Annotated in this window: 35 protein-coding genes, 1 other RNA gene and 1 pseudogene; 31 read left to right on the forward strand and 6 right to left on the reverse strand. The window is 60.0% G+C overall.

Features of this window, described 5'->3' with window-relative positions; genetic code table 11:
• Positions 1-72: 72 nt before the first annotated feature.
• From QZ332_RS01010 to QZ332_RS01100, 19 genes are all read left to right on the forward strand, one after another.
• Positions 73-738 (forward strand): hypothetical protein, encoded by a 666-nt coding sequence (locus QZ332_RS01010; RefSeq protein WP_295761183.1) that lies wholly within the window; start codon positions 73-75, stop codon positions 736-738.
• A gap of 112 nt (positions 739-850) precedes the next feature.
• Positions 851-1,069: a hypothetical protein gene (locus QZ332_RS01015; protein WP_295761185.1), complete on the forward strand. Its 219-nt coding sequence runs from the start codon at positions 851-853 to the stop codon at positions 1,067-1,069.
• A 1-nt stretch (position 1,070) separates the two neighbouring features.
• Positions 1,071-1,136: hammerhead ribozyme type II (locus QZ332_RS01020), an RNA gene on the forward strand.
• A gap of 18 nt (positions 1,137-1,154) precedes the next feature.
• A complete protein-coding gene (locus tag QZ332_RS01025; RefSeq protein ID WP_295761187.1) occupies positions 1,155-1,592 on the forward strand; it encodes a hypothetical protein in 438 nt (145 codons plus the stop codon).
• The gene (locus tag QZ332_RS01030) at positions 1,592-1,828 is read left to right on the forward strand and encodes a hypothetical protein (protein ID WP_295761188.1); all 237 of its coding nucleotides are present in this window, start codon (positions 1,592-1,594) and stop codon (positions 1,826-1,828) included. The genes QZ332_RS01025 and QZ332_RS01030 overlap by 1 nt, the downstream gene beginning before the upstream one ends.
• The gene (locus QZ332_RS01035) at positions 1,825-2,202 is read left to right on the forward strand and encodes a hypothetical protein (protein ID WP_295761190.1); all 378 of its coding nucleotides are present in this window, start codon (positions 1,825-1,827) and stop codon (positions 2,200-2,202) included. Before QZ332_RS01030 ends, QZ332_RS01035 begins: the two co-directional genes overlap by 4 nt.
• A gap of 4 nt (positions 2,203-2,206) precedes the next feature.
• Complete coding sequence (locus QZ332_RS01040) at positions 2,207-2,665, forward strand: hypothetical protein (protein WP_295761192.1); 459 nt, start codon at positions 2,207-2,209, stop codon at positions 2,663-2,665.
• Positions 2,658-2,867 carry a hypothetical protein gene (locus QZ332_RS01045; protein WP_295761194.1) on the forward strand — a complete coding sequence of 70 codons (210 nt, stop codon included), beginning with the start codon at positions 2,658-2,660 and terminating at the stop codon, positions 2,865-2,867. The genes QZ332_RS01040 and QZ332_RS01045 overlap by 8 nt, the downstream gene beginning before the upstream one ends.
• Complete coding sequence (locus QZ332_RS01050) at positions 2,854-3,054, forward strand: hypothetical protein (protein WP_295761196.1); 201 nt, start codon at positions 2,854-2,856, stop codon at positions 3,052-3,054. The genes QZ332_RS01045 and QZ332_RS01050 overlap by 14 nt, the downstream gene beginning before the upstream one ends.
• A 15-nt stretch (positions 3,055-3,069) precedes the next feature.
• Complete coding sequence (locus QZ332_RS01055; RefSeq protein ID WP_295761197.1) at positions 3,070-3,507, forward strand: hypothetical protein; 438 nt, start codon at positions 3,070-3,072, stop codon at positions 3,505-3,507.
• A gap of 3 nt (positions 3,508-3,510) precedes the next feature.
• Entirely contained in the window at positions 3,511-4,236 is a 726-nt protein-coding gene (locus QZ332_RS01060) for a hypothetical protein (RefSeq protein WP_295761199.1), read from the forward strand.
• The gene (locus QZ332_RS01065; RefSeq protein ID WP_295761201.1) at positions 4,229-4,519 is read left to right on the forward strand and encodes a hypothetical protein; all 291 of its coding nucleotides are present in this window, start codon (positions 4,229-4,231) and stop codon (positions 4,517-4,519) included. The genes QZ332_RS01060 and QZ332_RS01065 overlap by 8 nt, the downstream gene beginning before the upstream one ends.
• Positions 4,509-4,934: a hypothetical protein gene (locus QZ332_RS01070; RefSeq protein ID WP_295761203.1), complete on the forward strand. Its 426-nt coding sequence runs from the start codon at positions 4,509-4,511 to the stop codon at positions 4,932-4,934. Before QZ332_RS01065 ends, QZ332_RS01070 begins: the two co-directional genes overlap by 11 nt.
• Entirely contained in the window at positions 4,931-5,182 is a 252-nt protein-coding gene (locus QZ332_RS01075; RefSeq protein WP_295761205.1) for a hypothetical protein, read from the forward strand. Before QZ332_RS01070 ends, QZ332_RS01075 begins: the two co-directional genes overlap by 4 nt.
• Complete coding sequence (locus QZ332_RS01080) at positions 5,179-5,544, forward strand: hypothetical protein (protein ID WP_295761207.1); 366 nt, start codon at positions 5,179-5,181, stop codon at positions 5,542-5,544. The genes QZ332_RS01075 and QZ332_RS01080 overlap by 4 nt, the downstream gene beginning before the upstream one ends.
• Positions 5,531-5,743 carry a hypothetical protein gene (locus tag QZ332_RS01085; RefSeq protein ID WP_295761209.1) on the forward strand — a complete coding sequence of 71 codons (213 nt, stop codon included), beginning with the start codon at positions 5,531-5,533 and terminating at the stop codon, positions 5,741-5,743. Before QZ332_RS01080 ends, QZ332_RS01085 begins: the two co-directional genes overlap by 14 nt.
• Positions 5,740-6,120, forward strand: a complete 381-nt coding sequence (locus QZ332_RS01090; protein WP_295761211.1) for a hypothetical protein — start codon at positions 5,740-5,742, stop codon at positions 6,118-6,120. The genes QZ332_RS01085 and QZ332_RS01090 overlap by 4 nt, the downstream gene beginning before the upstream one ends.
• A 16-nt stretch (positions 6,121-6,136) precedes the next feature.
• Positions 6,137-6,523 carry a hypothetical protein gene (locus QZ332_RS01095; protein WP_295761213.1) on the forward strand — a complete coding sequence of 129 codons (387 nt, stop codon included), beginning with the start codon at positions 6,137-6,139 and terminating at the stop codon, positions 6,521-6,523.
• Between the two features lie 320 nt (positions 6,524-6,843).
• Positions 6,844-7,164 (forward strand): hypothetical protein, encoded by a 321-nt coding sequence (locus QZ332_RS01100; protein ID WP_295761215.1) that lies wholly within the window; start codon positions 6,844-6,846, stop codon positions 7,162-7,164.
• Positions 7,165-7,193: 29 nt separating this feature from the next.
• Here the strand turns inward: QZ332_RS01100 and QZ332_RS01105 are convergent.
• Positions 7,194-7,388: pseudogene (locus QZ332_RS01105) on the reverse strand (manganese catalase family protein); the annotation flags it as partial.
• The gene (locus QZ332_RS01110; protein ID WP_295761217.1) at positions 7,388-7,843 is read right to left on the reverse strand and encodes a spore coat protein CotJB; all 456 of its coding nucleotides are present in this window, start codon (positions 7,841-7,843) and stop codon (positions 7,388-7,390) included. The gene QZ332_RS01110 and the pseudogene QZ332_RS01105, both read right to left, overlap by 1 nt.
• A gap of 250 nt (positions 7,844-8,093) precedes the next feature.
• Here QZ332_RS01110 and QZ332_RS01115 point away from each other — a divergent pair, with 250 nt between their 5' ends.
• Positions 8,094-8,819 (forward strand): N-acetylmuramoyl-L-alanine amidase, encoded by a 726-nt coding sequence (locus QZ332_RS01115; protein WP_295761219.1) that lies wholly within the window; start codon positions 8,094-8,096, stop codon positions 8,817-8,819.
• A gap of 15 nt (positions 8,820-8,834) precedes the next feature.
• Positions 8,835-10,196 carry a DNA repair protein RadA gene (gene radA, locus QZ332_RS01120; protein WP_295761221.1) on the forward strand — a complete coding sequence of 454 codons (1,362 nt, stop codon included), beginning with the start codon at positions 8,835-8,837 and terminating at the stop codon, positions 10,194-10,196.
• A 469-nt stretch (positions 10,197-10,665) separates the two neighbouring features.
• Here radA and QZ332_RS01125 read toward each other — a convergent pair whose 3' ends face one another.
• Genes QZ332_RS01125 through QZ332_RS01135 form a run of 3 tightly spaced genes read right to left on the reverse strand, consistent with a single transcriptional unit; the run spans position 10,666 to position 12,001 of the window.
• The gene (locus tag QZ332_RS01125; RefSeq protein WP_295761223.1) at positions 10,666-10,887 is read right to left on the reverse strand and encodes a hypothetical protein; all 222 of its coding nucleotides are present in this window, start codon (positions 10,885-10,887) and stop codon (positions 10,666-10,668) included.
• A 49-nt stretch (positions 10,888-10,936) separates the two neighbouring features.
• Entirely contained in the window at positions 10,937-11,746 is an 810-nt protein-coding gene (locus QZ332_RS01130; RefSeq protein WP_295761226.1) for an NERD domain-containing protein, read from the reverse strand.
• Positions 11,747-11,776: 30 nt separating this feature from the next.
• Positions 11,777-12,001 (reverse strand): helix-turn-helix domain-containing protein, encoded by a 225-nt coding sequence (locus tag QZ332_RS01135; RefSeq protein WP_295761228.1) that lies wholly within the window; start codon positions 11,999-12,001, stop codon positions 11,777-11,779.
• Between the two features lie 396 nt (positions 12,002-12,397).
• On the opposite strand from QZ332_RS01135, the gene QZ332_RS01140 reads away from it, so the two are divergent.
• The 9 genes from QZ332_RS01140 to QZ332_RS01180 all read left to right on the forward strand — a co-directional run bounded on the left by QZ332_RS01140 (position 12,398) and on the right by QZ332_RS01180 (position 18,624).
• Positions 12,398-12,640, forward strand: a complete 243-nt coding sequence (locus QZ332_RS01140; protein ID WP_295761230.1) for a hypothetical protein — start codon at positions 12,398-12,400, stop codon at positions 12,638-12,640.
• Position 12,641: 1 nt separating this feature from the next.
• Complete coding sequence (locus tag QZ332_RS01145) at positions 12,642-13,247, forward strand: hypothetical protein (RefSeq protein ID WP_295761232.1); 606 nt, start codon at positions 12,642-12,644, stop codon at positions 13,245-13,247.
• Between the two features lie 232 nt (positions 13,248-13,479).
• Entirely contained in the window at positions 13,480-13,698 is a 219-nt protein-coding gene (locus QZ332_RS01150) for a hypothetical protein (RefSeq protein WP_295761234.1), read from the forward strand.
• Positions 13,699-14,612: 914 nt separating this feature from the next.
• Positions 14,613-15,116 (forward strand): hypothetical protein, encoded by a 504-nt coding sequence (locus QZ332_RS01155; protein ID WP_295761236.1) that lies wholly within the window; start codon positions 14,613-14,615, stop codon positions 15,114-15,116.
• A gap of 20 nt (positions 15,117-15,136) precedes the next feature.
• Entirely contained in the window at positions 15,137-15,379 is a 243-nt protein-coding gene (locus QZ332_RS01160; protein WP_295761238.1) for a hypothetical protein, read from the forward strand.
• Positions 15,376-16,194: a zonular occludens toxin domain-containing protein gene (locus QZ332_RS01165; RefSeq protein WP_295761240.1), complete on the forward strand. Its 819-nt coding sequence runs from the start codon at positions 15,376-15,378 to the stop codon at positions 16,192-16,194. The genes QZ332_RS01160 and QZ332_RS01165 overlap by 4 nt, the downstream gene beginning before the upstream one ends.
• A gap of 311 nt (positions 16,195-16,505) precedes the next feature.
• Positions 16,506-17,153 carry a replication protein gene (locus QZ332_RS01170; RefSeq protein ID WP_295761242.1) on the forward strand — a complete coding sequence of 216 codons (648 nt, stop codon included), beginning with the start codon at positions 16,506-16,508 and terminating at the stop codon, positions 17,151-17,153.
• 12 nt (positions 17,154-17,165) lie between these two features.
• Complete coding sequence (locus QZ332_RS01175; protein ID WP_295761244.1) at positions 17,166-17,450, forward strand: hypothetical protein; 285 nt, start codon at positions 17,166-17,168, stop codon at positions 17,448-17,450.
• Positions 17,451-17,604: 154 nt separating this feature from the next.
• The gene (locus QZ332_RS01180; protein WP_295761246.1) at positions 17,605-18,624 is read left to right on the forward strand and encodes a tyrosine recombinase XerC; all 1,020 of its coding nucleotides are present in this window, start codon (positions 17,605-17,607) and stop codon (positions 18,622-18,624) included.
• Between the two features lie 96 nt (positions 18,625-18,720).
• On the opposite strand, the gene QZ332_RS01185 is transcribed toward QZ332_RS01180, so the two are convergent.
• Positions 18,721-19,221 carry an amidase domain-containing protein gene (locus tag QZ332_RS01185; protein WP_295761248.1) on the reverse strand — a complete coding sequence of 167 codons (501 nt, stop codon included), beginning with the start codon at positions 19,219-19,221 and terminating at the stop codon, positions 18,721-18,723.
• A gap of 181 nt (positions 19,222-19,402) precedes the next feature.
• Here QZ332_RS01185 and QZ332_RS01190 point away from each other — a divergent pair, with 181 nt between their 5' ends.
• Complete coding sequence (locus QZ332_RS01190) at positions 19,403-20,107, forward strand: carboxylesterase (protein ID WP_295761250.1); 705 nt, start codon at positions 19,403-19,405, stop codon at positions 20,105-20,107.
• The last annotated feature ends 102 nt before the right edge of the window (positions 20,108-20,209 follow it).

The raw sequence follows: 20,209 nt of genomic DNA on the forward strand, positions 1-20,209 counted from the left end.
TATAATAAGGGCACAGTCAAGGACAGGACACAACGAATTACCCGATACGGGTCACGACATAGGAGGTACAACATGAACGAGTACAAAATCACCTACACTGGCGAGAGCGAGGGCTACCAGCTCGTCACAGAGCGCACCGAGGCCGCTGCCAAGAAGTTCTTCCTCTCCGCGCACAAGGGAATCAAGCTCGACATCACCAGCATTGAGTTGTACCGCGAGAACGCAATCGCCACCAAGCAGCAGGAGCGGGACACGCTGGCGGCCATCAGGAAGATGGTCGAGGAGCTGGGGCCGCAGAGCTACCTTGCCACCGCGTTTGATGGGTGCTTCGAGGACGCGGAGAACAACATTGAGAACGACTTCGGCGACAGCTACAAGCGGCGCTGCAAGAGCTTGGAGGCGAAGCTCGACACGGCCCGGCAGGAGGTCGAGGAGCTGAAAGCCCATGAGCGCTCCATGAAGGAGACCATCGACAGGCTCCAGCAGGAGAACGAGGAGGCGGAGGCCCGGCAGGTCACGGAGACCGACCTCGTACACCTTATCCGGCTGGCAGAGGAAGACCTCGCGGCGGCGGAGCAGCGGCGGGATGCAGCGGCGCAGGACATCGTGACCTACGCGGACGACCCGGCCAGCGATCAGTTCCGGCAGGCGGTCGCAGCCCACAGAAACGCGAGCAGCAGCGTTGAGGCCAAAAAGGAGCGGCTGGCCCGCCTCAACAGCATCAGGAACGCAGGCTAATTTTTTACAACAAAATGACGCGATACGGGGCGCAACTGTTTCACATGAAACGACGCTGACGCGATACGGGACGAGCTGACCTATCGGCGAGACGGGGAGAAAGGATTGCAACATGAAATACGGTGAATTTCCACTGATTACGCGGGAGGAGCTTACAGAGCTCTCTATGCTGAAAGACCACGTTCTCTACTCCGATGAAATCGAGGATATGCCGAAAGAGGAGCAGGAGAAGGTCTACGGCTACTGCAAGGCCCACGGGAACCTCAAGGCCTGCCGCGAGAATCTGCGGCAAATCCGATACGCAGTCGCAAAGATTTACTTCGGATGGTAAAAGCCGAAACGGGCCGCAGGCCCGTCGCCGGGAGCCGCCCTACCCGGCCTGACGATGGCAGGGCAATAGAAAGGAGTGCTGAACCATGACAGCATTAGAGCAGAGAATCAACGCCCTCTTTGAGGAGCTTGTACCCGCCAGCGGCAAGGCGGACACCGTGGCCGGAGAGATCATCCGGGCCGTTTCCCGGATTACCTATCGCAACTACAACGACGGCGATCACGTCGGCGTTGGGTACGGGAACGAGACCTGCAACCCGGCGGCCCGGTATCTCGGCGAGGTGGCTGGCAGCCACGTCCAGCAGGCCGTCATTGATATGTGGGGTGTCGCCGACGACGACCGCTACAACAAGGCCGTCGAGAACCTTGAGGAAAAGGTGCTGGCCTATCTCGACGAGCACCCGGAGCTTAAAACGACCCCCAATACCGAGGATATGTGGGACTACATCGACCGCTTCGAGGACAGGGACGACAGCGAGGACGAGGCAGAGGAAGACGAGGACGGCGAGGAGGAGGAATTGTAATGCTCAAGCAAGAGTACCGCTGCGGTATCTACTACTTCAACCGGGAGGAGCCGCAGGACGCTCGCCTTATCGAGGAGGTCAGCTTCACGGTCGAGGGGGAGGACAGGAACGCTCTCGACCTCGCGGCCACCGAGAAGATGGACGGGATCAGCCGGGGCCTCAAAGACGGCCAGTACATCGACGACATCAAATGGGGCGACCCGCAGGAGGCCGCCCCGGAGGAGGATTGGTTATGAAACTTGACAGAACCTTTTCGCGGGAAATCGAGAAGGCCGCGAACGGCGACGGGAGCCGGGAGGCGCGTTTCGCGTTCTTGAACCCGGCGAGGGAGGCAGCCAAAAAGCTCTCCACACCGAACGTCAGGCGCGAGTTCGACAACATCCTCCGGGAGTATGGGCTGGCAACGGTTGGCCTCTGCGTTGCGGTCACCGTTTGGGAGCGCAGGGACAGGCTCGAAAGCCGGACGGTGCGGTGGGCTATGGAGGTTTTGAAACTCTGGACGAATAGGCCCAGCGACATCCTCTGCCTCTATATCTACGACAACCTCCACCCCTCCCGCATCGAGGAGTACGCTGGCTCGCTTATCAGGCTTACGACAGAGGAGGTGTAAAGCCATGAGGTATTACAGCACACAGCGCCCGGTCGGGCCGGGCACGTTCCCGCAGCCGGAGGGGAACAAGGTCTTGGAGATCGTCAACTTCGACGGCAAAATCTACTGCAAGGAATCCGACCGGGACTGCTGGGGCTACGTCGAGTACGAGAAGCCCTTGAGCGAGAAGGAGGCGGCCTCCTACGAGCTTGTGCGCGAACTGGCGCTCGACTTCTCCCAGCGGTATATGGCTACCAGCGGGACGAGCATCCTGCGAACCTTCGCCACAGCCGCAGAGCTGAACGATTGGTGGGAGGCGCAGAACACCGAGAGGCGCTATTTCTGCCGCCTCTACGACCGCAAGACGGGCATCGACATCCTCGGCTCACATTATATGTGGCTCAAGCCGGAGGAGCGCTTTCACGACGACCCGGACGACCCGCAGCAGAGCTTGTTCGACGACGAGGAGGGCGGACATGACTGAGTATGCAAAGCGGTATTTGTCGGCGGGAGCGCCGGAGACCATCATGCACGGGGAGTACGAGGGGACGCTCGTAGACATTCAGCCTCTTGTTGACGGCCTTGTTTGCGGGATTTACCGCTTCCCCGGCGGGGACTGCATCGGAGGGCCGACGATCCACCGCTCGAAACTGAGGCAGGAGGAGAGCAGCCGTGACAAGACGTGAGGAAATCGACCTCGAAATCCGGCGGCAGGCGCTTCGCCTTTACCCACGCTGCGCAGCCCTTTTTGAGCTTCCTCTGATGGTTTACGCGCAGATCATACAGGACAACACCACGCGCAAAAATCCATACCGGGTGAGCGAGGCCCGGATAAGAAAAATCATCGGCTCTATGGCCGAGTTCAACAGGTGAAAGGAGACAGCGACCATGAACAAGTACGCAGAGCTTCGCCAGCGGCAGCAGGAGGAGTTTAACGCCCTCCCCCTCGGATTCGCTTTCAGCCGGAAGCAGTTCGACGAAATGATGCAGGAATGGGGCCTCGACCCGGAGAAAGACCTCGACAAGCTCCTCCGCATCCCCGGCGGCGGGTACGTCCAGAAAAAGGACGCTGACCTGCTCCACCAGACGACGGAGCGCCACAGCGCGGAGATGGCGGCGGCCATTGCGGAGGACGAGACCGGGGAGGGCTTCATCTACGAAATGTTCCTATACGAGCTGGACAACCATGAGTACGGCTACACCAGAGACACCGAGGACACGCTGGACGCGCTGGGCTACACGGCGGAGGAAGTTCTCAACGACCCACGGCTCAAGCGCGGAATCGAAAAGGCCGTCACGGAGATTTGCAAGAGGGAGGGGAACTAATATATGTCCTGCTTCGTGATGAGCAATGAGCCGCTGGCGGCGCTGGCGAACGCCGTCGAGACCCGGCTCAACTGCGACTACAACTACTGGGGATTCAGTGCCCCGGACAGCCTCTACACCGCGCTGGCAGACTGCAAAACGTCCTGCACCTACTTCGCCGAGGACATCTACCGCAGGCTCTACGCGGTCAACGTCCGGGCCTACAATGGGCGCTACGCAGACCATGAGGAGCCGGAGGACGAGGAGGCCCCGACAATCGACGGGAGCAAGTACATCATCCACCACCCGCCGGAGTACCGGGAGCACGGCTTCGCCGTCCGCCCGTGGCACTACCAGCTCGCCAAGCTCCTCGACTGCTGGCTCTACCAGACGGCAGAGGACGCGACATACAAAGACCCCCTCCGGCTGGCTATGAAGGAGTTCCGGGACAACCTCTACTCCTTCATCGTCGGAAACAGCCCGGAATACGTTGATGCACCTTGGGGCGAGCTTCCCGCGCAGCCGGAGGCCCGGAAATCCCCGGTATTCCACATCAACACCGCGCCGGGAGAGGCTATGGCCCAAAAGGGCCACGCCTCCTACCCGGAGGACTTTCCCCACCTCAAGCCCGGCGAGACCTTCACGGCATGGCGCGTCGAGGACGGCTGGGAGGTAGAGACGACACTCGACAGCGCGGCCCTCCTTGAGCGGCTGGAAGCGCTTCACAGGCAGGAGCCGGACAGTGTTTGAACAGATCAGCCTTTTCGACCTCCTCCCGGAGGACACCATGGCGAGGTGTTCCATGGACGGCAGAACGGCCCCGGCCAATAGGCCGGAGCCGTGGATGAAGCGGCTCGTACCGAACGGGGAGTATTTCGTCCGCGTGGGCGACTATCCCCTCGTTCTCAAGCCTGTCCCCACGCAGGAGGAGGGCATACCAGAGGGCCACCACTACTACCATTACATCATCGGCGGACAGGTCTACGCCGGAGTGTTCGTCGGAACAGAAACAGGAGGACAAGATGGAATATGAATTGATAAACCCCAGCGACCCCTACACCTTTATCGCGGCGGACTACGAGACGGCGGTGCTGACCGTCTTCTGCCTCGGCCCCGCCTACGGCGCAAGGCCGAAAGACGGCGGGGAGGAGGTGCCGATCTTCATCTTCGGCGGAGCCGTAGACTGGTACAAGGAGAAGTTCTTGCACACCCCGGACGACGGCCTCGACGAAAAGGGACAGGCCGTGGCGGACGCGCTGGCCTCGATGATGCTCGGCGACTTCGAGGACAGGCGGCGCTATGAGCTGGCCCTCTCCTCCATCGACGACCCGGAGAAAAAGGCGCGGTTTATCGACGGCTGGCAGGACGGGCGCAGCAGCTTGAACGACATCGGCGGCGAGGCCCATAAGCTCGCGGAGCGCATGAGAAAGAGGGTGAAGACGGCATGAGAGGGAGCATTCACATCAGACCCGCCAGCGAGCATATCGCCTCCTGCAACGTCTGTCTCGCCCGGAACTACGACCCGGTTATCGAGACGGGGGTGGGGGAGAGGGTGGACACCCTCTATGAGATTCATGTCAGCAGCGGAGCCTCCGGCCTCTCGTTCTGCCTTTGCCGGGACTGCCTCTGCAAGCTGGTCGGTGAGGCGTACCTCGCCTGCAACCCTTCCAGCACGACAAAGGAGGGGACAGCATGACACCAGAGCGGCAGGCGGAGCTTATTTCTGCGGCCTGCAAAGAGGCTGGGCTTGACAGCCACATCCGCCGGATTGAGCGCCGGAAAGAGGCGCAGACGTGGGCGGAGAAGATAGCCGTCCAGTTCATGCAGACCGGGCAGCAGTTCCCCGTGAAGAATAGCTATATGTTCTGCGACACGCTGGATATGTGCTTCTTCTACGGGCCGGGAGACACCCCGAAAGTGGCCTACGCAGGCCACGCCGGAGCGGACGAGAGGGACATCACCGAGGGCAAGCTCGTCGAGGCTTTCCGCAAGGCGGACACGGTTTTGCGGGCCATGAAGCGGCTCGCCGGGGAGGAGGCGCAGCATGGCAACGGTTAATATGGACAAGCTCGCGGAGCTGGACGGCCACTGGAACGAGGTCATGGAGCTGGCGGTCAAGTACGGCTTCATCACACAGGCCTACGGCGGGACGGCGATTCTGGTGACCCATAAAAATCAGCTTGAGGCCATTGGAGAGGAACTTTACCTCCAAAGGCAGCGCGGCATGAACGGTATCGACATGGAGGTGCAGACATGATTTTCAACAGCAGCGATCACGCGGAGCGCTTCGCGGCGGCCATCCAGACCGCCGGGGCGGTCAGGGACGACGACACGATCAAGGGGGACTACGGGGCCAGCCTCTACATCCTCACGGGCCTCCCCGGCGTCTACAGCCGGGCGCAGCAGCACATCCACCACGGCTACATCGACTTCGAGCCGATGCTCAACATGGGCCTCTCGACGGGCGAGACCATCCTCGTCGCGCTGGCCGGGAACCTCTACAACGGCGGCTTCTTTGACCGCTACACTCCGGAGGACATCGTGAGCTACTGCGACACGGACGGCGTTCTGCTTGCGGCGCGGGCCTTGACCCTCCGCAAGCAGCGGCTCGACATCAACACCGTCTTCGACTGAAAGGGGGCGGAGCCGGATGGCAACCTGCGGTGAATGCGAGTTCTTCGGGAATTACGTCGTTATGCTCCATTCCCCGGAGTGGGCGGCCAAGGAGGTGGCGGACGGCGTACTGGGCTACTACCACCCCTTCATCGGCTTCGACGAGAAACAGGGCGCAACCTGCACCTACGACAAGGACGCATGGCACAAGCGCATCAGGATTTACGACAGCACCCCGGCCTGCGGCCAGTTCCAGCCACGGACGTGGTGCAGGCCGGAGAGCTGCCACAACTGCTCCCTGTGTCACGGGCGAATGAGCGACGGCTCCTTCCTTTGCTCCGGCTGGCCCTTCTACAAGAAGGAGGGGGACACCCCCTGCCAGAACGGGCAGGCGAAACTCGGAGAGCAGCTAAAGCTATTCTGATACTTTAGGGATATTTCCGTCACGGAAAAACCCGAATATCCCCGGCCCGGTTTTCGATTTTTTTGAATTACCGAAAACAGCCGGGAAAAACGGGCAAAAAATCAGAAAAAATACCGATTTTCCAATTCCGTTTCCGGGCCGGAAAAACCACGGTCACATAGTTTCCGGGGAGAAAACGTAGTTATCAGGCCCGGAAAGGAGAGAAAAGCCCACGACAACGGTATTTCCGGCGACGGAAAGCCCTATAGTAAAGTAAAGGAGAGTAAAGTATAGTAGAGTAAAAGAAAAAGTACAAAAAGAAAAACGCACAGGAGGTTATCATGGAAACAGGCGATTTTCGTGCGAAATGGTTTGGCAGGAGCGCCACCGTCACACCGCCCACGCCGGAGGAACGGCAGCGGCGCAAGATGGACTACCTGCGCAACCTTGCCGCCTCGCCGCTCGCGGAGGAACTTGTGGAGCGTATCGAGCTGCCGGAGATTCAAGAGGCAGAGGACGCTTTCAAGCAGGCCCTCGCGGAGATCACCGACCCGGAGGCGCGGGACAGACTGGACACGGCGGCGGGCAGAATCTCGGCCGCCTACCAGCTTCTCGGCTTCTGCGTCGGGCACACCGCGCAGAGCAGCGAGGCCATTTTTTAGGCCCGCCATTGATAACCTGATTGGTCGGATTCTTCGGTGCCGATGTCCGTCAGCAGCCCCTTCAGCTCCGGGAAGGGCATGGAGTAACGCTGGCTCAGGTACCGGAGGGAGGCCCCCAGCTCACCGTCCGGCCCGCCGTATTGGGAGATGATGACCGCCGCCAGCTTCGGGTTGGGGGTCTTGACCTTCACAGGGTATTCCAGCTTCTTCTCATATACGAACATCAGTCGTTCCCTCCTAAGTCCCAGGGCCACGGGTCCTTCAGCCAGGCGTAGCCGTCCTCCGGGGTCAGATCCCTGCTCATCAGGGGGCCGTACATCTTCTGATACCTCTCCCGGCCCTCTTTGGCCAGCTTGAGATAAGACCAGTAGAGCTGCAGGACCTCCTGGTCATCGGCGTGGGTGTCCAGGTACAGGTTCAGCTCCTTGATGGCGAAGTCCAGGGCCATCAGCTCCACCAGGGCGGTGTTGGACAGCTTCGTCTTCGCCTGGATGGCCGCCTTGAAGGGCAGGTCCAGGCCGGGGAACAGGGTGCCGGCCTGCAGCGCCTCTGTCCGGCCGAAGCGGGGAGGGTTCTTCTCCTGCATGGGGATATAAGGGAACGCCAGCGGCGCGCATCTGGGGAGCGTGCCCGCCCCCGTGCCGCAGGAGCCGCCGGTCGTTTGATCGGGTCTTTCCATATCGCTCAAAAGCCTCCTTGTGTAAGGATGGCGCGAGGGAGCCTCGCGCTCGTTATAGTGTATGCGGAGGAGGGGAGCAGGGCTACCGGCGGGCCGGGGGGATGGGACGATCGTTCGGGGGACGCCTTGCTTTTCGCGGCGTGCTTTGGTATAATGGCGTCGATGGGGCGCGCCCGTTGGAGAGATCGCATATGGGATAAGCCGTCGGACATATCCTCATAGCACTTGATGCGATGAGGAGGCGTCGGCTGTGATCGTCCTGGTGCGTAAACGCGATCTGATACTCTCCGGCTTGTTCTGCTGTTTCTTCTTCGGCCTGGCGGCCGTGCTGTGGAACGGGAACGCCGTACCGGCCTTCCATGTCCGGGACGAAGTCCCCGTCACGGTGGTGATCGATCCCGGCCACGGCGGGGAAGATGGGGGAGCGGTGTCCCCCGGCGGCGTGGCGGAGAGCCAGATCAACCTGGCGGTGTCCCTGCGGGTCAGCAGCCTCCTGCGTTTCGCGGGCCGGAGGACCCTCCTCACCAGGAGCGAAGACGTGACCATCTGTGATGAGGGGCTGGACACCATGCGCCAGCGGAAGGTCTCCGACCTCAAGAACCGGGTGGGGCTGGTGGAGGCGTCCGAGGCCGCCGTCCTGCTGAGCATCCACCAGAACAGCCTGCCCTCGTCCCCGGTGACCCACGGGGCCCAGGTGTTCTGGAACCGGCAGGAGGGGGCGGAGGCGCTGGCAGGCAGCATCCAGGAGGCCCTGAACGCCGGCATCAACGCCGGGAACGAGAAGCATCCCCGGCAGATCCCCGACAGCATTTATCTGATGAAGAACATCTCCGCACCGGGAGTGCTGGTAGAATGCGGTTTCCTCTCCAACGGACCGGAGACGGAGCGCCTGCAGGATCCCGCCTATCAGCTGCGGCTGGCGGCCGCCATCGCGGCGGGCTGTCTGGACGGCGGCGGGACGGAGCGTGCCGAATGAGTATGGAGGATACGGATGAAACAGCCGAAGACGCTCTTCTATTGTACGGAGTGCGGCAATGAGACGCCGAAGTGGGCGGGACGCTGTCCCGCCTGCGGCGCTTGGAACACGGTGGTGGAACGCCCGGAGCCCGTGGTGAAGGGGAAGCGGCCGTCTCCCGTCCGCATCACAGATCCCCCGAAGGCCCGCCCGGTGACGGAGCTGGGGGACAGCGTGGAGATCCGGTTCTCCACAGGGATGGGGGAGCTGGACCGGGTCCTGGGCGGCGGCGCCGTCAAGGGCTCGCTGGTCCTGGTGGGGGGCGCTCCCGGCATCGGGAAATCCACGCTGATGCTGCAGATCTGCGGCAAGCTCTGTGAGTTCGCCAAGGTGTTGTATGTATCCGGCGAAGAGTCCCAGCATCAGCTGAAGCTCCGGGCCCAGCGGCTCCATGTGGAGAGCCGGGACCTCCTGGTCCTGTCGGAGACCGGGCTGGGGGAGATGCTGGAGGCGGTGGAGCAGGTCCGGCCGGACGTGCTGATCGTGGACTCGATCCAGACGCTGTACAGCGGCGCGCTGGACTCCCCGGCGGGCAGCGTCAGTCAGGTGAAGGAGTGCACCATGGCCCTGATGCAGCTGGCCAAGGGGAGCGGCATCACGGTGTTCGTCATCGGCCATGTGAACAAGGAGGGGTCCATCGCCGGGCCCAAGGTCCTGGAGCACATGGTGGACTGCGTGCTCTACTTCGAGGGGGACCGGCACACCTTCTGCCGCATCCTCCGGGCGGCGAAGAACCGCTTCGGCGCCACCAACGAGATCGGCGTCTTCGAGATGGGGGACAGCGGGCTGGAAGAGGTGGAGAACCCCTCCCGGATGCTGCTGTCCGGCCGTCCGGAGGGGGCGCCGGGCACCTGCGTCGCCTGTGTCATGGAAGGCGCCCGCCCGGTATTGGCCGAGGTCCAGGCACTGGTGGTGGCTTCTTCCGGGGGGAGCCCCCGGCGGACCAGCAACGGCTTCGACTATAACCGGGCGGCCATGCTGCTGGCGGTGCTGGAGAAGCGGGGAGGGCTGAAGCTGTCCTCCTGCGACGCCTATTTGAACATCATCGGCGGCCTGCAGCTGGACGAGCCCGCCGCGGACCTGGCCGCGATCGTCGCATTGGCCTCCAGTTACCTGGACGAGCCCGTCCCCGGTGACCTGGCGGCCATCGGGGAGGTCGGGCTCACCGGGGAGCTGCGGAGCGTCAGCCAGCTGGACCAGCGGATCGCCGAGATCCGCCGGTTGGGGTTCAAGCGCTGTGTGGTCCCGGATCACCGGGGGCTGGAGAGCTCCGCGGATCTGCGGCTCCTGCCCGTTCGGAATATCGGTGAGGCGATCCGAGCTGCTTTGCGGGGATGAAGTGCACGCAGGCGCCGCCCAATGCGGGCAGTCCCGCGGCGGCGGCGCTGTCCAGCGTGCACAGGCCGTCGGCTTGGTATACGCATCCACTGGTACACGGGATCAAGGAAGATCCCTCCGTTCTGTTCGGTGATGGGATAGTTTGACCGGGGCAGCGGGTTTTTATGAGCGGAGTTCGGCCTGGGAGCCGGATAGAGGCCCGGGAAGAACCAGGGTCTGTGGAAAAGATCAGGAGGAAGGAGGCCGGATCGGGATATAGGCGATCGAACAAAATGGATCTAGGTTTTGTTGCGAAATGACCGCTGGAACAGGCCGGGAGCTGTACCACTGAAAAGAGTGGGAAAACAGCTTCCGGCCTGATATTTTGCAACAACAACCGTTATTTTGTTCGGTCGCCCCCAGGTGGGGGAGCGAGTGTATCACATGCCCGGCAGCCGGCGCGCTGCTGCAGCGTGATCATTGTAATACGCTATAGGCGGGGGAGGGGGAACTGGAAGGACTCGCTGACCTTGTCGGACCACTCCAGCAGAGCGTTGACTGCGTCCCGGACCTCTTCCTGGCTTTCTTCAAGGCGTCCTAATCGCTCGTTCACGGAATCCAATCGCTCATCCATAGAATCCAATCGTTTATTGACAGGTTCCAATTCTTCTTTCATGATTGCGCGGATCGCCTGCAGATTTTGTTCTGTCATGAAGCCCACCTCCTGAGAACAGTATAGCATGGCTGTCAATATCTCCAATTTATGTAGGCTTTTCTAGATTGATGATAGCTCTGCATTTAGGGAAGTTGGAACAACCATAAAATTTTTGCCCTTTGTTCACGCCTTTTGATGCGGTCCTTAGGACCATAGCACTTCCGCATTTGGGGCATAAAATCGTTGTTGGCTTATCTGGTTCTTTAGAAGGCTCTCTGGTAGAAGGGGCAGATTTGATTTTTTGGATCCCTTCGATATGTGTCTTTTTTTCTTCAGTAGTCACATCTGTAAGGGGTAAAAGCTCCTCGTACATTGAATCTATCTGCTCTTTTGTAAAAACAGCCGGGGATCCTTTAATCCCTGCCCGGATAGATTTTAACATGTCAGGCCGTTTGATCACGACGGTATTTTCGGACTTTTCGCAAATCTTTTTCAACTCACAGCGTTCACTGAATACAATGTACGAGAGGATCCGTGTTTTATCATCTAATTTCAAATACTGTTTCAGTGCTCGAATGTGAGTCTTATTTTGCAGTATAGGATTGTAAAAACGATTCTTTGTGTGCTTATTTAGAAACTGTGTCCAGTATTGACCGTTTTCATCGCCGAAGATCCATCCGCTATAGTTTTTGCTCTCGAAAACGTAGATCCCGGTCTCATGGAGCAAGACCACATCGAGTTCACTAGTCCGGCCTTTGTAGGGCAAATATATGTTGCATAGTTGTTTGGAATATCCAGGGAGGCTCTTCAGTGCATACTCGATCAGATATTCCCCAAAGTGTCCAGGATCGTCAGAATGCAGCCATTGGTCAAACAACCCGGGTTCTTCACCCTTCAGCCATGCAATAAAGCCCATTATCAAGATGCCTCCATCTCTATATCGAGATTATATTTTTTCAGATTTACCTCTCGTGCCTATGAGCCAATCCACTGAAACTCCATAAAAGTCAGCCAGGATGCCAAGTTTTTCTATGTCCGGTTCCGTTCTGCCTGTTTCATATTTTGCAATCTGTGATTGATGGATCCCAGTCTCTTTCTGGACCTCTCTTTGACTAAAGCCCGTGTTCTCGCGGGCTTTTTTTAGTTTTCCAGGAAAAGATTCTCGATACATAGCCAATCTCCTTTACGAGTCAATTTAAGCATCACGCGCAAAAGAAACGAGTTAAATTTTACATCAATGGCGATTCCGAAAAGGAATCTAATATGCTAAAATTAGATCATTGATCGTTTTGATTTTAAGAAGTGAATCAAAAACTGTCAAGAATGTCAGCCACAAAAGAAACGAGTTAAATTTTACATCAATATCGATTCCAAAAAAGAATCTAATATGCTAGGATTAACTCATTGATCGTTTTGATTCTAAGAAGTGGATCAAAAACTGTCAAGAATGTCAGCCCGGTTGGCAACAGGGCTGGCGGGTGGGCGGGTAGCTACTGATCTGTGGCACGGGAAATCAAAGTAGAAAGGAGGACAAGGCAAGATGGCGGATGTAGCGAGATTGGTAGGTATGGAAGTGAGAGAGTACGAGAAGGACGGACAGAAGCGGCAGTTTTGCGGGCTTCACCTGGTGTACGTCGAGGGATCGTTCGACGAAGTAATCGGGAGTCGTGTGGAGGAGACGAGCTGTCCTCGGAGCGTAGATCCGAACGCCCTGGAGGTGGGGCATCTGTATGAGCTGGGCTATGAGCACTACAAAATGAAGGGCCAGCTGTGCGCCCGGCTGAAGACGCTGGACCCTGTGGAGGGCTGACGTGGAAGACTATACGGAAGACTTCAGCTCGGAGCTGGAGAGGGATGACTACATAGAAGAGGACGAACCCGTCCCGGAGCCGGAGGCCCCGGAAGGCCCCAGCGGACCAGGACCGGAGCCGGGAGCCTCGGGAGAGGGCCCCAGCGGGCCCGGGGCGGAGTCCCCGGAGGAGCCGGAGCCGGAAGAGCTCCCGGGCGAGCCGGAACCAGAGACGCCGCCCTCGGAGGAGGACGGCAGCCAGATGCAGGATCTGATCGACGCGATCGGGGATTTCAACGAGACGATCACCGGCGCGGTGACGGAGGAGCAGGAGGGGCCGGAGGACTCGGAGGACCTGTCCCCGGGAGGGGAGGGGGGCGGTACCGGAGGGGGCATAAGCGGCGGGATCGAGGCCGGTGAGTTTTTCAGCCTGACGCCGGTGGTCGAGACGCTGGAGCGCACCAATGAGCTGTTGGAGCAGCAGGAGAGGATCCTGGCCGTGCAGCATGACGACCTGCTCCAGCTCCAGGCCAACGTGGGCTTCGTCTTCCTGGCGGTCTCCGCGCTGATCGGCGTGGTGCTGGGCGGACTGCTTGGGCAGGCCCTGGAGTGGATCTGGAGGTCTTGATGGAAACGGGAGTCGTAGAAGTGTTCGAGATCAGTACGGAGATCTTAGAGTATATGCCTGTGGCTGTAGGAATCGGTGTGGCGTGTTCTTGCTTCGTTATCCTCACGGCTGGCCTCTTGGTCAGCTGTGTCAGGACATTTCTCAGGATGATAGGAGGGAGGTGAAAGGAATGAAGGAGTCTCTCAAGAGTCAGTGTGGCAAAAGGGCGGTCCTGTCCTGTCTGGCGGTCTCCATGCTGGTCTGTACGGCGTTCGCCGCCGAGGACGGCACGGCCGGGACGTCGGCATCCATGGAGACGGTCAAGAGCGCGTTCCAGACCGGGTTCCAGCAGATCGCTTCGGATGCGCTCGGCATCATCGCAATCATCGTCCCGATCGCGCTGGGCGTGTGCGGTGTGATCTTCATCGCCAAGAAGGCTATGAGCTGGTTCAAGTCCATGTCGGGCGGCTGAACCCGGCGCATGACAAAGAGGCCCCGGAGGGTTCCGGGGCTTCTTTTGGGAAGGGGATGTAATACGATATGAGTTTGGCAGCGCGAAGCTCCGCGCGGCTGAAGGAGGATTTTGTAATGCGTCTGGGGTGCGTGCTGGTGTCGGCGGCGGTGCGGGCGTCTCTGGTCCTCCAGCCTCCGAAGGCGAAGGCGTTCTCAGTGACCTCCAGCGCGGTCTCCGCTTTGGCCGGAGGTTTTCTGAGTGCGTGCGGCCTGACTCCGGTGGTATCCGGCATGTATGATGCGCAGGGGGTCGCGGAGTCGATGGACCGGCTGATACGAGAGTATCTGGATACGATGGGTTCGCCGACGCCAGAGGAATGGCTGGGGCAGGAGCTGGCTCTAACTGTGACAGGCGGTAAGATCTTCTTGCCAAAGCCTATAGCGGGGAAGTTGGGCCAGTTCGCGGTATGGGTGGCTTCGAAGTACGGGACGAAGCCGGGGGTGAATGTAGTGTACGGAGTGACTGGCGATCATGTTTTGCTGGCGGACGGGACGAAGTTTTACCTTTGTACGGATCATGATGGTTCATCTCATTTCCTGGAGCACGGTACACCTATTGCGCAAACAGATCTCCCTGTTGCTTTTTCGACTGGATATTCTATAAGATTTGGCGTTGGTGATGAGGATAGCTCTCGTATTTATTTTTGTGATCCGGAAGGTGGACGTGTGGATTCGTGCGGTGGATCATTGGATTATCCTGGTCGTTGGCCCATGTATGTCGGTGTTTGCTCTAGTGGGTCATCTTACCGTGTTTGTTTTATGCACCCGAATTTGTCGACACGTTCTCTTTTTAACTCTATTAACATCGTGGGGTTTGATATCGGTTTTGTAGTATCTGCTGATGAGTCTCTATCTTTGGATGTCTCCGATACGATGCAGGAAGTCCTAGACCGCCTGACATCCCTGGAGGATGGCCAGTCCATCGCGCTGGACGTAGGAGCGACGCAGTCGATGGAGCTGCAGGAGATCCTGCAGGGCATCCTGGACGCGATCCTTGCCGGGGAGCTGTCCGCCAGCGCGGAGATCGTCGACGAGGCCGTGGAGCCTGTGGACCCGGATCCGCCTCCCGTGGTCCCAGTGGTGCCGGAGGGCCTGGACGAGGTGGGCGCGGCCCTGACCTCCCGGTTCCCGTTCTCCATCCCCTGGGACGTGTACAAGGGGATCACGCTGCTGGCCGCGCCGCCAAAGGCCCCGTATTTCGAGGTCGATTTCCTGGCCCCCATCGCCTACCGGGTGGGAGGCTGGCAGGGCAGTACGAAAATTGTGCTGGATATGTCGGAGTATGAGATCATCGGACAGGTGTGCCGCTGGACCAGCACCATAGGCTTCTGCCTGATGCTGGCATCCGGGACGAAACGTCTGATTTGGACGGCGTAGGGAAGGGAGATGGCTTTACAGTGTTTGACGCCCTGTCCGACACGCTGGTGAGCTTCGCCGTCAGCGTGATTGAGCTCTTTCCCGCCTCGCCCTTTACCGTTCTGGATGAAATCGGGAACTCCGAGGTCTACGAGTGGCTGCGGATGGTGAACTGGTTTGTGCCGGTGGGGACCTTTGTCGGCATCCTGGAGACGTGGCTGGCCGGTGTCGCGATTTACTATGTCTATCAGATTGTGCTGAGATGGGTGAAGGTGATTGAATGATTTGGTTTTACTCCGGGACAAATGGCTCGGGGAAATCTCTGCACGTTGCCAGAGACATCTATACCCGGCTTCGCCGCCGGGGCCATAACCGGGTAATCTGCACCTTTGACGTCAACGTCAAGGCGGTGAAGCGCTGCCGGGGGGAGGTCCTCCAGGTGCCGGTTTACCAGCTGTCCCCGCAGATGCTCACCCGGTACGCCCTGAAACATCACCGGCTCTCCGGGCGGCCGGACCAGGTGGAGGGGCAGACGCTGGTGGTCATCGACGAGGCGCAGCGGATATTCAATCCCCGGGATTATGACAAGAACGACCGGCGGGCCTGGCTGGACTGGCTCCCGGAGCATCGGAAGTACGGCTTCAATATCATCCTGATTTCACCCTATGACAAGATGATAGACAAGCAGATTCGGGCTCTTTTCGAGTATGAGGTTAAACACCGCAAGGCAAACAATTACGGTTTCATCGGCTTTCTGCTGAGCGTGTTTCGCCTGCCGGTCTTCTTCGCCATTACATACTGGTACGGGCTCCGGGCACGGTGCGGGGCGGAGGCGTTTCTGTGTCTGAAGCGCTATACGAGAATCTACGATACCTTCCAGCGCTTCGGCGTTGACGGCGATCCGCTGCTTGCCGCTGGCGCTGGCGTGGCGGCGGCCCCTGTGAGGGGACCCGCCATGCCAGCGGCAACAGCGGAGCAGCTGTGCCGCCTTGCGCTGGAGGGAGAATTGGTCTATGTGTTAGGCGAACTGCGGCAGCAGCGGATTTCGGACGCCAGGGAGCAGGAGCCGTGCCGGTTCGTCGGGGCGCTGCATCTGTAATACAGCTTTTGCACTGCAACATCACCTGCAGGTAAAATCGTGTAATACATGCCGGAGGCCGTGGAGGCTGGCGTAAGCGCTCCTGCCCATATTCCCTTGTCCACTTCCCGAAGAGGGGCAAGGCGGGGGGGACCCATCCCCCCCGGCCGCCGATCCAAGCAGCGCAGGGGAGGGGCCCGCCCCGCGGGGCGGGCCAGCAGACGCCTTTTCAAAGGCCCGGGAAAGTTGGGCGTTTTTCCGGGCTCAGGGGCCTACTACGACAGGCCCCTATGTGTCCATTGTCCATTGTCCAGCACTTTGGGGGAAAAGTTATGAATACTCGGAATTCTCGCGGGAGGAACTGGACCTTCGTCGGCTATCCCGAGGACAGCCTCCCAGCGGATTATGCATCCATCTTATCGGATGAACTGCATCTTTGCTGGTGTGAGAGCCCTGTGCATGATGCCGATCTGAACGGGGATGGCTCGGAGAAGAAGGAGCACATCCATTTCATCGTGTCCTTTGAGGGGAACAAATCCTTCGAGCAGATCCAGGAGATCACGGACCGCCTCCGCTGTCCCATCCCGCAGCTGTGCCGGAACGTGTGCTCGATGGTGCGGTATATGATCCATCTGGATAACCCGGACAAGCATCAGTACAAGAAAGAGGAGATCCTTGTCCATGGCGGCTTTTCCATAGAGCCGTATTTCAGCCGGAGCCAGACGGAGAACCGGGACATCCTCAAGGAGATACTGAAGTTCTGCGTCGACAACGAGATCATAGAGTTCTGCGACCTCGTGGAAGCGGTCTTCCAGATGGATAACAACGACTGGATCGATATCATCACCTGCCGGAACACGATGTTCTTGTCTGCGTACCTGAAGAGCCGCTATTACCGGACTCAGCAGCCTGCCCATGGACCTCTGCCAGTGTTGAGGGACGGCATGCTCATAGACAGACTGACCGGAGAGGAGATTTGATAGGAGGACAGTATGGTGAAAAGGAACCAAAAATGCGTACGTCTCACGGACCGGGTGACGAAGTACATAGAAGGCTACCGGGGGGCGAACTTCTCGGAGAAGCTGGAGAACCTGGTGCTGGACATGGAGGAACGCCGGGAGCAGCTGGTCCAGGACTGGGAGCGGCTGCAGGCGCAGGTCTCGGACAAGCATCGGGAGATGCTGCAGATCCAGGAGCGGGTCCGGAAGCTCCGTGATTTGGACCGCCGCCTCGGGCCCCTGGCGGACGTTCTGCTGGACTTACTGAGGATGCCGTGATATGATACAGGCAAGATGACAAGGGAGGAGGCCGGATCGGGGATATGAGCGATCGAACAAAATAAAAATTTTGTTCAATATAGGGGAGCGCCGGGACGCCAGGACGGCCCCCAGGGCCTGGAGCGCCTTTGCTGGAGATCCCGATCCAACGTCTATGAACGATTACCGTACGGAGGCCCCGCCGATCCTGCGGGATTTCCTCGCGTACCACGAGACCGTCAAAGCGCATTCGAAACGGACCGTGGACGAATATTTCCTGGACATGCGGAATTTCTTCCGCTATTTGAAGCAGACGCGCGACCCGGGCTTGTCCGGCCTGGAGCTGGACGAGATCGACATCATGGATGTGGACCTGGATCTCGTCGCCAGCGTGACGCTGACGGACATCTATGGCTACATGACCTATCTGAGCCGTGACCGGATCCAGCATCAAAACAGCCAGACCTCCGGCTATGGACTGAACACCGCGTCCCGCGCCCGGAAATTGGCGACGATCCGGTCCTTTTACAATTACCTGACGAACAAGGTCCATCTCATCCGGGAGAACCCGGTCAAAGATATCGACTCGCCGAAGCTGAAAAAGTCGCTGCCGAAGTACCTGACCCTGGACGAGAGCATCCATCTGCTGGAGTCTGTCGACGGCAAGAACCAGGAACGGGACCACTGCATCCTGACGCTGTTCCTCAACTGCGGCCTGCGGATCTCGGAGTTAGTCGCACTGGACCTCCGGGACATCCAAGGCGACGCGCTCCGGGTCCTGGGGAAAGGTAACAAGGTCCGCATCCTCTACTTGAACGACGCCTGTCAGGATGCCCTGGGGCGGTATCTGGCCGTCCGCCGTCCCATCGCCGGGCGGGACGCCAATGCGCTGTTCCTCTCCTCCCGGAACGAGCGGGTCAGCCGTTCCACGGTCCATGCCATGGTGAAGAAGCGGCTCTCCGCCGCCGGGATCGACGAGAGCGAGTATTCCTCCCATAAGCTGCGCCATACCGCCGCCACGCTGATGCTGCAAAACGGCGTGGACGTCCGGGCCGTCCAGGAGGTCTTGGGCCATGACCACCTGAACACGACGCAGATTTACACGCATATCGACAATGAATCCCTGCGGGTCGCTGCAAAGGCGAACCCCTTGTCACACTTGAAGAACACGAAGAAAAAGGACGGCCGGCAGTGAAACGGGCCGCCCCGGCTGCGGCGGATCCCCTCAGCGATGGACCGCCCCGCTCTTTCGGCGGGGCAAGGTCTGGGGACGCACGTTTTGGGACACGGTTCAAGGCCGTATGACGCCGATGATGTGGACCATCCGGATCTTCCGATACTCATAAGTGGACAAGGGCCGGTAGTCCGCGTCGTAGCTGTGCGCGGCGATCAGGACGTTCTCCGGCGCCGCGGGATCGCCGACCGACACGACGATGGGCGAATGCTGGAACTCCTCGCCTTTGAAGGACAGCTGGATCAGGTCCCCCGGCAGCAGGTCCTCCAGCTGGCAGGGCTCACCCAGGGGGCCGACGGACCGCTCCGCCCGGGTCAAGAAATTGTAGAGATACGGCACGCCGGTCCACGCGGGGGCCTTCCGGTCCGCGTCGATGTAGTACCATCCGTAGGTCGGCGTGAAATTCATGATGCCGCTGCCCGCGTAGATGCATTGGGACGCGAAGTTCGTGCAGTCCCCGCCTAAGTATTCGTAGTCGTAAAAGCGCGGGTTCCGGCCGTAGGCCCACTGGTGGGCATAGAGCACGGCGGCGCGCCGGTCGTATGGATACAGCTGCATACGCTCCCCTCCCCTTCCTCTCCCAGGATATGCGGAGAGGCCCGGATGGGTGTGCCCTCCTGCCGGCGGGGCATCCGGGGACGCCGCTGTCCCGCGTCATGGAGGGGCGCGCCCATGAGGCCCGCCGGCCCAGGGGACGCCCGGCATCCCCTGCCGGGTGGATATGGAAAGGAGACCTCAGATGGATCCGCACGTTTTTCAGATCGGCCATATCCCCTCCGCCCTTTGGGGCCCGCCCTCGGAGCGGGTCATCGTCGCCGTCCACGGGGCGCAGTCCAGCAAGACCGACGTCCCCATCCGCCTCTTGGCGGAGACGGTCCCCCGCTGCCAGGTCCTGAGCTTCGACCTGCCGGAGCATGGGGACCGGGTGGCCGAGCCGGCCCTCTGCAAGCTCCCGGTCTGCGTCCGGGAGCTGTCCGCCGTGCTGGACTACGCCGAGGGGCGGTGGAGGACGATCGGTCTGTTCGCCGTCAGCATGGGGGCGTATCTCAGCCTCCTGGCCTGCCGGGACCGAAGGATCGAACACGCCTGGTTCCTCTCCCCTGTGGCGGACATGGTGCGGCTGACCCGGGATATGATGAGCTGGTCCGGGATCTCGGAAGCCCGCCTGGAGGCGGAGGGAGCGGTCCCCACGGCCATGGGACAGACCCTCTATTGGGACGACTGGTGCTACCTCCGCCGGCATCCCGCCGACCGCTGGCCGTTCCCCACCGACATCCTCCGCGGGGCCGGGGACACGCTCTGCGCGGAGGAGACCGTCACCGATCTTGCGAAGCGCTCCCACTGCCGCCTGCGGATCGTCGAGGGCGCGGGACACTGGTTCCATACCCCGGAGGAGCTGAGGGCGCTGTCCGATTGGCTCCATGAAACGGCCTTTCTCCGTTGACGATCTGGGGTCTTGCCTGTATAATGGAGATGCGAGGAAGACAGACAGTCGCGTGGGCAGGCCGAAAGGCCGTCCATGAGGAAAGTCCGGGCTCCACAGGGC

It is taken from the genome of uncultured Oscillibacter sp., assembly GCF_910584465.1.
Classification (GTDB): domain Bacteria; phylum Bacillota; class Clostridia; order Oscillospirales; family Oscillospiraceae; genus Oscillibacter.